Here is a 12,644-nt window from a genome sequence, read left to right as displayed (position 1 = left end):
ATCGGGCTATTAGGCTACTTTGAAAAAACGCCGAGGTTATTTTTGACCACTTCCGAAATGCCTTCGGAATGTTTCCTTTTCATCGATTGGAAAAGGAAAAGCCCGTCTGGCTTGAAGACAATAAGATAGAAAGCATCATTGGTGTATTTTTGATTCCTTAAATTCAGGGAATCAACCACCAAAATTATTGAGATAGAAAATATGACTATGAATTTTACTCCGCTTGATTTTTGAACCAAAGGCTTAGCCCTCGATTAATCCTTCCGGCAGGTTCAGGGTAAGGCGCTTTTGCTCTTCGTCAATCTCCACCACAAATTCCGGGTGAAAAGGAACCAGCAGTTCTTCATCGCCGTGCTTGACGGTCAGCACCACATTTCCCGAATAATCATCCACCTGTTCGATCTCTCCCACTTCGCCTTTTTCTGCGTCAAAAAGCACAAAGCCTTTTAGCAGTGCTTCGCTTTCCAGTGGTTCATCCACAATTTCATCCAGATAAAGGTACACCGAAGCCCCAATCAGGCGCTTGGCGTATTTTTCGGTATCTACCCAGTCGAATTTTACAATGGCCGATTTCGACGATTTAAAACGCAAACCATCTTCAGCAATAAAAAACGGAACCAACAAACCGTCGAGTTCCACAAAAAAACGTTCGGCTTCTTCCACCGAATATTCAAAATGTTCTTCGAACTCAAGCACTACTTCGCCGTGTACACCATGTGTTTTCCGGAAGAATCCTATTTTTTCGCAATCGGTTTTTGGTATTGTTTCCATACTTCAAAAATAGACAAATTGTGTTGAATTTTATGGAAGAGAAGCAACTTTGAAGTTCTCTTTCCTTTCGTGGAGGTACTTTATGAAAGAAGAGAAAAAGTTTACTCAAAGACGCTCAGAGCATCCACAAAGACACACAAAGCCAAAAGGGTATTTCTTAAGACAAAAAAAGCCATCCGTCAATTAACGAATGGCTTTCTATCATAAGATGTGAGTCTTTCTTAAGATTCCGCACCTTGTTCTTCTTCTGAAGCTTCTGGTGCTTCAGCTTCAGGAGCTTCTTCAGCTTCTGCTTCGGCAGCAGCAGCCTGAGCTTCAGCGGCCAATTCTGCATTTTTAGCAGCAATAGCAGCAGCTCTTTCTTCTTTGATTTTAACTTCAGCCTCCATTTGTTTCTTAAAGGCTGAATCAACTTCGCCTTGCAAACGGTCAACTTTGGCCTGGATCTTGGCATCTTTTTCTGCCATCCATTTGTCCAAACGTTTTTCGGCTTCCGCTTCATCAAATGCTCCTTTTTTCACTCCACCCATCAGGTGTTTTTTGTACAACACACCTTTGTAAGACAAAATTGCCTTAACGGTGTCAGTAGGTTGTGCGCCTTTAACAAGCCAATCATAAGCTTTGTCAAAATCGAGATCAATAGTAGCAGGATTAGAATTCGGATTATACGTGCCAATCCGCTCAATATACCTGCCATCTCGTGGCGCCCTGCTATCGGCTACTACAATGTGGTAGTATGCGTAGCGTTTGCGACCGTGTCGCGCGAGTCTCATTTTTACTGGCATAACTCTACTTTATTTGTTTTTGAAAAATGTGGCGCAAAGATAGTATAAATTTCTGTTCCTGAAAGTTATACCCTGAATTTTATCGAATCAACCATAAAAGACAGTGTCTCAAGATTTGATAAAATCGAGTTCCCGCAAAGACACAAAGGAAGCACAAAGCTCGCAGATTATTGATTGTCAATATTTGCTTTTGCATCCTTAAAAACAACTTCGCGTGCTTTGCGTGAAATTTGTCTGAATGAACACACTCACCCTAGCTCCTTCTTATTAAAAAAAGCCGCAACGCTACTATCGTTTCGCGTACTGCTCTTCGTAGTATTTCTGATAATCGCCCGAAGTAACATTCTCCAGCCATTCGGTGTTTTCGAGGTACCATTCAATGGTCAGTTCAATGCCTTCTTCAAACTGAAGCGAAGGTTCCCAGCCCAGTTCGTTTTTAATTTTTGTGGCATCGATCGCATAGCGTAAATCGTGCCCGGCGCGGTCTTTCACAAAAGTGATCAGTTTTTCGGATTCACCTGCCGGACGCCCCAGTTTCTCGTCCATCTTCCGGCACATCACCCTAATCAGGTCGATGTTGGTCCATTCGTTAAAACCACCAATGTTGTAGGTTTCGCCAATCACCCCCTGGTGGAAAATTACGTCAATTGCGCGTGCATGGTCCACCACCCACAGCCAGTCGCGAATGTTCTCGCCTTTACCGTAAACCGGCAGCGGTTTGTTGTTTTTAATGTTGTGAATAAAAAGCGGGATCAGTTTCTCCGGAAACTGGTACGAACCGTAGTTGTTCGAGCAGTTTGAAATCACGGTTGGCAATCCAAAGGTATCGCAGTAAGCCCGCACAAAATGATCGGAACTGGCTTTTGATGCCGAGTACGGACTGTGCGGATCGTAACGCGTTTCTTCGGTAAACATACCTTCGTCGCCCAGCGATCCGTACACTTCGTCGGTAGAAATATGATAGAATTTTTTCCCTTCCAAATTATCCTTCCAGGTAAATTTCGCCGCATTCAGCAGGTTAACCGTACCGATTACATTGGTATACACAAACTCGGTAGGGTTCGAAATCGAGCGGTCTACATGCGATTCGGCAGCCAGATGAATCACGCCATCGAACTGTTTTTCCTCAAACAGTTTCTGTATAAAATCAGCATCTACAATATCGCCCTTTACAAATTCGTAATTGGGCCGGTTTTCAATGTCTTTCAGGTTAGCCAAATTCCCGGCGTACGTCAGTTTATCGAGGTTGACAATTTTATATTCCGGGTACTTGTTTACCAGTAAACGAACCACGTGCGAGCCAATAAACCCTGCACCACCTGTAACCAATATTGTTTTTTTCATGCTGTGTCTGATTTTAAAACAAAAATAGAAGAATTGACCGGAAAACTCAGAAAAATAAATGAAAACACAAAGAGGAACGAGTATGCTGAAACAGCACGCTCCTTCCTCTTTCCTCTATTCGGGCCTCAAAGGACTACTTAATTCCTCTGACGCGTTTTTCCCAGTTCCAGGCCGAAAGCAAGGTCTCTTCCGTTCCTTTTTCGGCTTTCCACCCCAGCTCTTCGTTGGCATAAGTGGTATCGGCCCATATTTTTTCGATGTCACCTGCACGGCGGCCTACAATCTTGTAATTCAGTTTTACACCGGTTGCTTTTTCAAAACCGGTAACCACTTCCAGCACCGAAAGTCCGGTGCCTGTTCCCAGGTTGAAAATCTCGTAATTGGCTTTGTTTTTCCCTTGCAGCAAGCGGTTGATTGCCACCACGTGCGCTTTGGCCAAATCCACCACATTGATGTAATCGCGAACAGCCGATCCGTCAACCGTATCATAATCGTCGCCAAAAACCTTCAGCTCATCGCGCAAACCGGCGGCCGTTTGGGTAATAAAAGGCACCAGGTTTTGCGGAACACCCAACGGTAATTCACCAATCAAAGCACTCGGATGCGCACCGATCGGGTTAAAATACCGAAGTGCAATCCCTTTCAACTGTGGATTGGCGTGAATCGTATCGTTCAGAATATCTTCGTTTACGCGTTTGGTATTTCCGTAAGGCGATTCTGCATCTTTTCGCGGCGTTTTTTCAGTCACCGGAAGTACTTCGGGCTGGCCGTAAACCGTACACGACGAAGAAAAAACGATGTTCGGAACATCAAACTTAATCTGGCAATCAAGCAGGTTCATCAGCGACACCAGGTTGTTGCGGTAATACAGCAAGGGTTTTTCCACCGACTCGCCCACAGCTTTTGATGCCGCAAAATGAATAATGGCCGCAATATTTTTGTTTCGGGTGAAAAAGTCTTCGGTTTTTGCTGCATCCGCCAGATCGAACTGTTCGAATGCGGGCCGGATGCCCGAAATTTGTTCAATGTTGTCGAGTACGTCAATGCTCGAGTTCGACAGGTTATCCACCACAATTACCTCGTAACCTGACGCCTGCAATTCAACCACGGTATGCGAACCGATATAACCGGTTCCGCCGGTCACTAAAATTTTTTCTGCCATAATGTTTTTGGTTTTGAGCTTCAAAAGTATAAAAACATGCTTTTACTCGATCAGAAAGAGAGATTGTAATAAACGCATTCCTGAAAATTTAACCTGAAAAAGCGAAAAAGACAGTAACGGCGATTTTTATTAATTTTACGCCTGAAAAATTATCAACCGTGAAGTTACACAAGTTTATACAACAACTTTTGCCGGACCACGAGATGGTGATCATCCCGGGATTTGGCGCGTTTATTCAGGAGTATCAACCCGCTGAGATCAGTGAAGACAGTGATGAAATCAAGCCACCTTCCACCCGTCTGACCTTTAATCCGCAGATCCGGAACAACGATGGCCTTTTGGTAGGCTACGTTGCCGACAACACGCGCGATTCTCATTTCGAAGCTCTCCAGAAAATTGAAAAAGAACGCGACAACTGGTTGTACAAACTTGATAAAGGGGAAAAAGTAAACCTGGACGCCATCGGAACTTTCTTCCGCAACGAAAAAGGAGAGCTTGGTTTTCTTTCGGAAGATGACCAGCCACTTTCGCTCAATTCATTTGGTCTGGAAACTACTTCGCTTGAAGAACCGGAAATTCCGGAAGCAGAAGAAACACCGGCCGAACCCGAAACGGTTGAAGAAACGGAATCAGAATCAGAAGAAACTTCAGAAGTTGCCGATACGGAAATTTTGGAGGATGAACCGGCAGATATTGTAGAAACGGAATCGTTGGAAGAAGAGGTGCCCGAAGAAGCTTCGCAAGTGGTGGCCGAAGAACAAGAGGAAGTTGAGGAGAAGGAAGAAGAAAAAATTCCGGAGCCTGCACCTGTCGTAACCACGGAACCCAAAGAAGAGAAAAAACGCAAAGGCGGTTGGTGGTGGCTGTTGTTGGTTCTCATTCCATTAATAGGGGTAGCTGTTTTTCTTTTTATGAAGGACAAACAACCCGCAGAGCCAGCTCAAACAACTCCGACGGTTGAAACAATAATAGAAGAAGAAACTCCGGTGCTTACCACCGATTCCATTCAGTCCGACAGTACAGTTTCAGTTGCAGCCGACAGTCTTACGATTCAAGTTCCTGAACCGGAAAAAGAGAAACTTAGTGATTCTACCGGATTCTTCCTGATCGGGGGAAGTTTCAAAGCACAGGAAAATGCAGACACCTATTTACAACAGTTAAAAGAGCAAGGTTACGAACCCTTCCACCTCGGGAAATACGGTAATTTCTTTATTGTTGGTATTGCCCGTTACAAAACCGAAAGCGAAGCTTTGAAAGCCAAAGACGAGTACTCGGAAGCCAATCCGGGGTCAGGAGTGTGGGTATTGGAAAAATAACTTTCCCCTACTCGGAAATACCTTCGCCCAGGTGCGATTGGGCACTTTTTTACCGGTAAATTGCTTTTTTAAGATGCCTCTTCCAATATTTCAGGCCACTTATACGTTTAGGTATTAGTCCGATAGGCACAAGTGTGCGTTAAATCGGGATGAACAACCATTCGAATCAAGTGTTATCACTTAAAAAAGCCTGAAATGGATGTATTTCTCTGGATTCTTCAAGTAATACTGGCAGCTGTTTTTCTTACACTGGGCCTTGTAAAAGCCGTCGTTCCGATGGAAAAGCTAAAAAAAGCAATGGATTGGACCGCTGAAATGCCGGCCAAAAAAGTACGGATAATCGGGTCGCTGGAATCGCTCGGAGGATTTGGGCTGTTTTTTCCGGGCTTGTATCCCATCAGCAACTTAGTAATCCCCATTTCGGCCCTGGGCCTGGCCATTATCATGCTTTTGGCAGCCATTATCAATTTTAAAAGAGGAGACCGTGGTGAACTCCAAACCAACATTTTGCTGCTTGTGGCAACCGCTTTTGTAGCAACTGCACGCTTTTACCTTTATCTGTAAACCTCTCCGGCTGTGAAGAAATTTTGAAGGTGATTCAATAAGAATTGCCGTTCAAACTCACTAATTTCAGGATTGACCTGACATTGCGTTACGCAAAAACATATCGCCGGAACTGGCTCCTTCTTCCAAACAATTCTGCAAAATCCTCGTAAAAGAACGCACTTTCAATTACTTGATTATTAACCAAAAAATGAGAAGCTATGCCAGACAGCGTTTACAAAGTCATTGAACTGGTAGGAAGCAGTCCCGTATCGTGGGAAAAAGCTGCTCAAAATGCCATCAGCCTTGCATCAAAATCATTGCGCGACCTGCGGGTTGCCGAAGTGTGTGAAATGGACATGCACCTGAAAGACGGTGTGATTGAGTTCTACCGGGTAAAAATGAAAGTTTCGTTTAAATACGAAGGCTAAACCCAAAAGCACCGACAGCGATTTCTGTTGAGCGCTTTTTAGTTACGGGCACAAAAAAAGCGGCATCTTAAAACGGACGCCGCCGGAAAATTGACAGCCAAACGAAGCAGGTTGGCTTAAATTTATAATAGTACTAACTGAACGGTTATGAACGATATGCTTTCATGGCTTTGAAGCATTTGTTTGATATTTTACAAATGCCATGCCAAAACATATCATTTAAAACCTGTTTTTTATACGAATTTTTTCTTTAGGAAAAAGAAGCAATTGTTTTTACCAGTAAGCCGAGAACGTTTTCCACATTCCGGTTAAAAACCTTTAGCACCTCTTCCCAGGTAACCGGCGCCTCATCGGTTTTCCAGCAGTCGTAATCGGTACTCAGCGCGATAGCTGCATACGGAATTCCGATTTCGTTGGCAAGGATACACTCGGGCGCTACCGACATGTTGATGACATCGGCCCCCCAGATGCGAAACATCTTTGACTCGGCGCGTGTGGAAAACCGCGGGCCTTCGATCGTTATCACAGTTCCCTGAGGATGAAACGGCAACTTTAGCTCCTCTGCTTTTTCGATTAGCCTGTTGCGTAACGAACCATCAAAAGGATCGGCCATCGGAGTATGGTTTAAATCCCCGTTTTCAAAGCTCTCGTGAAAAGTAATTCCGCGGTGCCGGGTAAAATCGATAAACTGATCGAGAATCACCAGGTCTCCCCTACCGATTTCTTCGCGCAAACTACCGCAGGCCGTAGTAACGATGATGTGTGTACACCCCAGTTCTTTAATCGCCCAAATATTGGCCCGGTTGTTCACCTGCGTTGGAGGAATGGAGTGATCGCGCCCGTGACGGGATAGGATCGCCACTTCGGTACCACCGATTTTTCCACACTTAAACGCCGACGAAGGTTTTCCGTACGGAGTACCAATTTCTACTTCTGTTGGGTTCTGAAGAATCGCCGGATCTTCCAGGCCGGAGCCTCCGATTATTGCAATTTTTGTCATTTTCTGTATTCCGGAAAAAGATTTAAAATACTTTGTTTGTTGGCTTCACACACACCGCGTTCGGTGATTAATCCGCTTACCAGCCGGGCCGGGGTCACATCAAAACCATAATTGGCAACCTGGCTTTTTTCAGGGATTAAGCGAACACTTTGCACGGCTTGTCCGTTCCAACCTTCCATTTCGGCCACTTCTTCGGCAGCCCGTTGTTCGATCGGAATTTCTTTGACTCCATCTTCCATTTCCCAGTCAAAAGTTGACGACGGAAGTGCTGCATAGAAAGGAACATCGTTGTCGTTCGCAGCCAGAGCTTTCAGGTAAGTGCCTATTTTATTGGCTACATCACCGCCAACGGTTGTCCGGTCGCTCCCAACAATTACCATATCCACCATTCCGTGTTGCATCAAATGCCCGCCGGTATTGTCGGGAATCACGGTGTGCCGAACACCTTCTTCACCCAACTCAAACGCTGTGAGCCTTGCTCCCTGGTTTCGGGGCCGGGTTTCATCCACCCAAACATGCACCGGAATTCCTTTTAGGTGCGCTTTGTAGATGGGAGCAGTAGCTGTTCCCCAATCGATGCAGGCCAGCCACCCGGCATTACAGTGCGTCAAAATATTTACTGTTTCTTTCTTTTCCGCATAGATCTTTTCAATGAGTTGAAGACCTGCTTCGCCTATTTTATCCCCAAAATCAATTTCAGCTTGTTTTAGCTGATGGGCTTTCTCCAATGTCTTCTCAATCAGATCAGCATCCGTTTTATGTTTCAGAATAAAATCTACCATTTCATCTACCGCAAAAGCGAGGTTAACCGCGGTTGGGCGCGAAGATTTCAAGTAGGCGGCCTTTTCCAATAGATGTTGTTCCAGGTTCCCCTCATTCCATTCAAGCAGCGTCAGATACATTCCGTAAGCAGCAGTTACTCCGATAAGAGGTGCCCCCCGGACCACCATCTCACGAATGGCAAAAAAAGTTTCCTCCACCGTTCTTAAATCCATCATATCAAACTCAAAGGGCAACTTTCGCTGATCGATCACCTGAACGGTTGCAGCGTCGTTTTCCTTTATCCAAATCGTATGATAATGCTTTCCTCCAATCCTCATTTTACTTCGTTTCCTGTTTTATTCTTTTTATTTTCCCTCGGTCGCCACAGCAAATATCTCTCACAACTTCAGTGAAGAAAAAGCCGGACCTTCGGGAATGCTTTAGATTAACCTTTAAATACGTCCTTCGCAAAAGTATATATTTCTCCTTTTTCTGTCAGGGTTGTGATGGTCACACCTTTGTACCGCACATTTAGCGGATTACCAAGCAGCGATTTTATTTCGACCGACACCAACTCATTGTTTTCCCAAACGATGGATAGCTCGAAACCGCCGCGACCTTTTATCCCGCTAATTTTTCCGCTGGAAATCGCCGAAGGCAAGGCCGGAAGAATATCCTGGAAATAAATCCCTTTTGAATCCCTCAAATGTGATTGCAGCAACATCTCCGTAATTCCGGAAGTAGCGCCAAAGTTTCCGTCGATCTGAAACGGCGGGTGTGCGTCAAAAAGATTGGCATACAAACCGCCTTGGTCTTTTCCGGTTTCCGGGTTCACCGAGGGCACCATCAGGTTTTTCAGCAACAAGAATGAATGGTCGCCGTCGAGCAAACGCGCCCAAAAGTTGATTTTCCAGGCACGCGACCATCCGGTTCCTCCGTCTCCCCGTTGGGCCAGCGTTGTTTTGCAAGCCTCAGCCAGTTCAGGTGTAGTCAAAGGATGAATTTCATTTCCGGGATGCAGACCCCACAAATGCGAAACATGCCGGTGCTGGTTGTTCGGGTCGTCCTTATCTTCCAGCCACTCCTGCAATTGTCCGTACTGCCCGATCTGATTGGGTGCAATTTTTTCTCTTTTCGCTTTTAATTCTGCTACCAAATCATCGTCCACACCCAAAATCTCTGCAGCTTCGATTGTATTGGCAAAAAGCTCGCGGATAATCTGGTGGTCCATGGTTGGTCCCATAACCAGTCCACCGTTTTCGGGACTGTTACTTGGGCCGCTGACCAGCCACTCCGGGTGTTTGGGATCGGGAACCAGGTAGCCCGCAAAAAACCGCGACGCCTCTTTCAGAACCGGATAAACTGTATTCTTTAAGTATTCCTTATCGCCATTAAACTGGTAGTGCCACCATAAATGCTGACTCAGCCACGCGCCTCCCGTTGGCCAGATGCCGTGATTGGCATTGTTGATGGGTGCCGCTCCCCGCCAGATATCGGTGTTGTGATGCGTTACCCAACCTTCTTTGTTGTAATGCTCTTTGGCCACATTTTGCCCGGTTATGGCCAAATCCTGCACCATGCTGATCAAAGGATCGGTCAACTCCGAAAGATTGGTAATTTCAGCCGGCCAGTAATTCATTTCCGTATTAATGTTGATGGTGTACTTGCTATCCCACGGTGGTGCCAGCCGGTCGTTCCAAATGCCCTGCAAATTGGCGGGTTGTGTTCCCGGCCGCGAAGATGAAATCAGTAAATAACGACCGTACTGATACAACAAAGCCACCAGACTGGGGTCTTCATCCTGTTTAAAGGTTGACAAACGTTCGTTGGTGGGGCGGATGGAAATCTCCGACCTCCCAAGATCTACGTTGACACGTTTAAAGTATTTTTGATAATCGGTGATATGATCTTGCCTGATCTGCCCGTACGATTTCCCTTCCAGGCCGGCCAAATAATTTTCGCAACGTTTGCCTGGATCGCCACTGATATCGTGATAATTGACAAAACTGGTTGCCCCCACCAGGTAAAGCGTCACCGCATTGGCATTGGTCACCCTGATTTTCCCGTCTTCTTCAATCAATCCACCTCCTTCATTCATAATTTTCAGGCGGGCTTCGAAAGTAAGTTTGCTTTCAGGATAGGGAGCACCTGCCCTTACATTTTCTTCCGGGTAGTTGTTGACTGTGCCTTGTAGGATTACCTGGTCGCCCTTCACTGAAACCGTAAAATCATCGTGCGGACAAGCAAGGCCCACTGTAAAATTGAGTTTCCCTCTTTTGCTTGCCGACAACCTCACCACAATTGCCTGTTCCGGCTCTGAAGCAAAAATCTCACGTTTGTAGTTTACTTCCTCCACATCGTAGCTGACGGCAGAAACAGCATCCTCCAAATCCAGCTTTCTTTTGAAATTGCTTGCATTTTCGTGTCCCGGAAAATCGAGCAGAATATCGCCAAAAGGCTGGTATGAAAGTTGTCCCAGCGGCTCCGACATAAAAGCTTCGTTACCGAGTTGATGCGCCTCATTTTGCTTCCCTTCCCAAAGTAACTCGCGCAGTTTATCCAGTACTTTGTAAGCGTCTTTGTGCGCATAATCATGTGGCTGGCCCGTCCACAAAGTCTCTTCGTTAAACTGGATGACCTCGTTCCCGGTTTTGCCGTAGACCATGGCGCCCAGTCGTCCGTTTCCAATAGGTAGCGCTTCTGTCCAACTTTCGGCGGGTTTATCGTACCAAAGAACCAAGGAAGGATCCATTTCTTTTTCGGGTTCAGTATAAACAGAACATGAAAAGAACGAAGCAAGCACCAAGATTGTAAAAAGGCAGATTCCGGCTTTCATTGTTGTAAGTTTAGTATTTGCAGCTACCAAACTTACAAATAAAATATTTTGGGATTTATTTCTTTTCCTTAATCAGCCCTTTTTCTTTGTACCGATCGATGAACTTCTGATCAAGCTCATCCGAATCTTTGTATTTTTCCCGGATTTCAGTGAGTTCTTCCTTGAGTGTTTTTACCACATCGGCATAGGCAGGATCGTCGTAAACGTTGTGCAATTCCAGTGAATCTTTCTGCCGGTCGTAGAGTTCCCATTCATCCACATCGTAATAGAAATGGGCCAGTTTGAACTCTTTTGTAACCATCCCGTAGTGGCGTTTCACCATGTGAAATCCGGGATATTCGTAATAATGATAATAAACTGCATCGCGGGTCCACCGATCGTTTTTGCCCTCCAACAATGGAACCAGGCTTTCGCCCTGCATGTCAGCCGGAGCTTGAACTCCCGCTGCCTCCAGAAATGTCTGGGCAAAGTCGAGGTTCTGCACCATCTCATCCGATACAGAACCGGGCGCAATTTTCTCCGGCCATTTTACCAAAAGCGGTGTTTTAAACGACTCGTTGTAGATAAAACGCTTGTCAAACCAACCGTGTTCTCCGAGGTAAAATCCCTGGTCGGAAGTATAAACCACCATTGTATTTTCACTCAAGCCATTCTTGTCGAGGTAATCCAGCAGGCGGCCCACATTCTCGTCCACCGCCGCAATGCACCCGAGGTAATCCTGCATGTATCGCTGGTATTTCCAACGCATAAAAGCCGAATCGGTCATGTTCGGGTACAGTTGCGCAAATTCATCGTTGATGGGTCCGTAAACCGCATCCCATTGCGCTTTTTGCTCTTCGGTAAAACGGGCATATTTGCTTTTAAAAACGTTAAAACCCCATTCCGACGGTTCCTGAACTCCCAGTTCCTTGGCCACTTCCGGATAGATTTTGTTATCGGCCGAAACGGTCATGTGTTTCAGCAGATTCATTTCTGCTTCGCGGGCGGCGCTGCCTCTGCCTTTGTAATCGTCGAACAAGGTTTCAGGCTCCGGGAACGTTTTTTGGGTAAACTCGCGGTAATGCCTTTCGGCCGGTAACCACTCGCGGTGCGGCGCTTTGTGCAAATACATCAGCATAAAAGGCTTTTCTTCCTTTCTTTTCCCCAGCCAGTCGAGCGTAAGATCAGTGATAATATCCGTAACATATCCCTGGATGGTGGTGTCGCCCTTGCGCGTGATAAATTCCGGGTTATAATAATCGCCCTGATCCGGAAGAATCATAAATTCATCAAAACCTTTGGGATTGTTTCCGAAATGCAATTTCCCAAACATGGCGGTTTGATAACCGGCATCCTGCAACAACTGCGGAAAAGTAACATTGGTTGTATCAAACGGAAAATTATTGTCGATCTTCCCGTGAATGTGCGTATGCTTTCCGGTTAAAATCGTTGCCCTCGACGGTGCACAAATTGAATTACTCACACATGCATTGGTGAAAAGCATTCCCTCGTCTGCAATCCGGTCGATATTGGGTGTTTCAATCAGTTTATCACTGTATGCGCTGATCGCCTGGTAGGCATGATCGTCGCTCATAATAAAAATGATATTTGGCCGCCCGGGCTTTTCGTTTTTTGTTTGACAGGAAAACAGTAAACCGAAAGCCACAATTGCCAGCACCCAAAATATCTTATTGCTTTTTAATACCATCTACTTG

At 45.6% G+C, this 12,644-nt stretch carries 11 protein-coding genes; 3 read left to right on the top strand and 8 right to left on the bottom strand.

Annotation, left to right across the window (positions count from 1 at the left end; genetic code table 11):
- Positions 1 to 243 precede the first annotated feature (243 nt).
- From INQ51_RS16730 to galE, 4 genes are all read right to left on the bottom strand, one after another.
- Positions 244 to 771: a ribosome maturation factor RimM gene (locus INQ51_RS16730; RefSeq protein WP_233379098.1), complete on the bottom strand. Its 528-nt coding sequence runs from the start codon at positions 769 to 771 to the stop codon at positions 244 to 246.
- A gap of 221 nt (positions 772 to 992) precedes the next feature.
- Positions 993 to 1,556 carry a 30S ribosomal protein S16 gene (locus tag INQ51_RS16725; protein ID WP_233379097.1) on the bottom strand — a complete coding sequence of 188 codons (564 nt, stop codon included), beginning with the start codon at positions 1,554 to 1,556 and terminating at the stop codon, positions 993 to 995.
- Positions 1,557 to 1,844: 288 nt separating this feature from the next.
- On the bottom strand, positions 1,845 to 2,900 hold the full coding sequence (gene rfbB / locus INQ51_RS16720) for a dTDP-glucose 4,6-dehydratase (protein WP_233379096.1): 1,056 nt from the start codon (positions 2,898 to 2,900) through the stop codon (positions 1,845 to 1,847).
- Between the two features lie 133 nt (positions 2,901 to 3,033).
- Positions 3,034 to 4,062 carry a UDP-glucose 4-epimerase GalE gene (gene galE / locus INQ51_RS16715; RefSeq protein WP_233379095.1) on the bottom strand — a complete coding sequence of 343 codons (1,029 nt, stop codon included), beginning with the start codon at positions 4,060 to 4,062 and terminating at the stop codon, positions 3,034 to 3,036.
- A gap of 158 nt (positions 4,063 to 4,220) precedes the next feature.
- On the opposite strand from galE, the gene INQ51_RS22650 reads away from it, so the two are divergent.
- From INQ51_RS22650 to INQ51_RS16700, 3 genes are all read left to right on the top strand, one after another.
- A complete protein-coding gene (locus INQ51_RS22650) occupies positions 4,221 to 5,378 on the top strand; it encodes an SPOR domain-containing protein (protein WP_233379094.1) in 1,158 nt (385 codons plus the stop codon).
- A 195-nt stretch (positions 5,379 to 5,573) separates the two neighbouring features.
- A complete protein-coding gene (locus INQ51_RS16705) occupies positions 5,574 to 5,942 on the top strand; it encodes a DoxX family protein (RefSeq protein WP_233379093.1) in 369 nt (122 codons plus the stop codon).
- A 200-nt stretch (positions 5,943 to 6,142) separates the two neighbouring features.
- On the top strand, positions 6,143 to 6,352 hold the full coding sequence (locus INQ51_RS16700) for a dodecin family protein (RefSeq protein ID WP_233379092.1): 210 nt from the start codon (positions 6,143 to 6,145) through the stop codon (positions 6,350 to 6,352).
- 250 nt (positions 6,353 to 6,602) lie between these two features.
- Here INQ51_RS16700 and mtnP read toward each other — a convergent pair whose 3' ends face one another.
- From mtnP to INQ51_RS16680, 4 genes are all read right to left on the bottom strand, one after another.
- On the bottom strand, positions 6,603 to 7,352 hold the full coding sequence (gene mtnP, locus INQ51_RS16695; RefSeq protein WP_233379091.1) for an S-methyl-5'-thioadenosine phosphorylase: 750 nt from the start codon (positions 7,350 to 7,352) through the stop codon (positions 6,603 to 6,605).
- The gene (gene mtnA, locus INQ51_RS16690) at positions 7,349 to 8,452 is read right to left on the bottom strand and encodes an S-methyl-5-thioribose-1-phosphate isomerase (RefSeq protein WP_233379090.1); all 1,104 of its coding nucleotides are present in this window, start codon (positions 8,450 to 8,452) and stop codon (positions 7,349 to 7,351) included. Before mtnA ends, mtnP begins: the two co-directional genes overlap by 4 nt.
- 107 nt (positions 8,453 to 8,559) lie before the next feature.
- Positions 8,560 to 10,950 carry a glycosyl hydrolase family 95 catalytic domain-containing protein gene (locus INQ51_RS16685; RefSeq protein ID WP_233379089.1) on the bottom strand — a complete coding sequence of 797 codons (2,391 nt, stop codon included), beginning with the start codon at positions 10,948 to 10,950 and terminating at the stop codon, positions 8,560 to 8,562.
- A gap of 55 nt (positions 10,951 to 11,005) precedes the next feature.
- Positions 11,006 to 12,637 carry a sulfatase gene (locus INQ51_RS16680; protein ID WP_233379088.1) on the bottom strand — a complete coding sequence of 544 codons (1,632 nt, stop codon included), beginning with the start codon at positions 12,635 to 12,637 and terminating at the stop codon, positions 11,006 to 11,008.
- Positions 12,638 to 12,644 lie beyond the last annotated feature (7 nt).

The sequence above is a fragment of the Maribellus sp. CM-23 genome (genome assembly GCF_021354595.1).
Lineage (GTDB): Bacteria > Bacteroidota > Bacteroidia > Bacteroidales > Prolixibacteraceae > Draconibacterium.
This window is presented reverse-complemented; position numbering and strand designations above follow the sequence as displayed.

Excerpts from the sequence above, each read along its gene's own strand:
- INQ51_RS16685 (WP_233379089.1), bottom strand. The coding sequence starts at position 10,950 with ATGAAAGCCGGAATCTGCCTTTTTACAATCTTGGTGCTTGCTTCGTTC.
- INQ51_RS16705 (WP_233379093.1), top strand. The coding sequence starts at position 5,574 with ATGGATGTATTTCTCTGGATTCTTCAAGTAATACTGGCAGCTGTTTTT.
- mtnP (WP_233379091.1), bottom strand. The coding sequence starts at position 7,352 with ATGACAAAAATTGCAATAATCGGAGGCTCCGGCCTGGAAGATCCGGCG.
- galE (WP_233379095.1), bottom strand. The coding sequence starts at position 4,062 with ATGGCAGAAAAAATTTTAGTGACCGGCGGAACCGGTTATATCGGTTCG.
- rfbB (WP_233379096.1), bottom strand. The coding sequence starts at position 2,900 with ATGAAAAAAACAATATTGGTTACAGGTGGTGCAGGGTTTATTGGCTCG.
- INQ51_RS16725 (WP_233379097.1), bottom strand. The coding sequence starts at position 1,556 with ATGCCAGTAAAAATGAGACTCGCGCGACACGGTCGCAAACGCTACGCA.
- INQ51_RS16680 (WP_233379088.1), bottom strand. The coding sequence starts at position 12,637 with ATGGTATTAAAAAGCAATAAGATATTTTGGGTGCTGGCAATTGTGGCT.
- INQ51_RS16730 (WP_233379098.1), bottom strand. The coding sequence starts at position 771 with ATGGAAACAATACCAAAAACCGATTGCGAAAAAATAGGATTCTTCCGG.
- mtnA (WP_233379090.1), bottom strand. The coding sequence starts at position 8,452 with ATGAGGATTGGAGGAAAGCATTATCATACGATTTGGATAAAGGAAAAC.
- INQ51_RS16700 (WP_233379092.1), top strand. The coding sequence starts at position 6,143 with ATGCCAGACAGCGTTTACAAAGTCATTGAACTGGTAGGAAGCAGTCCC.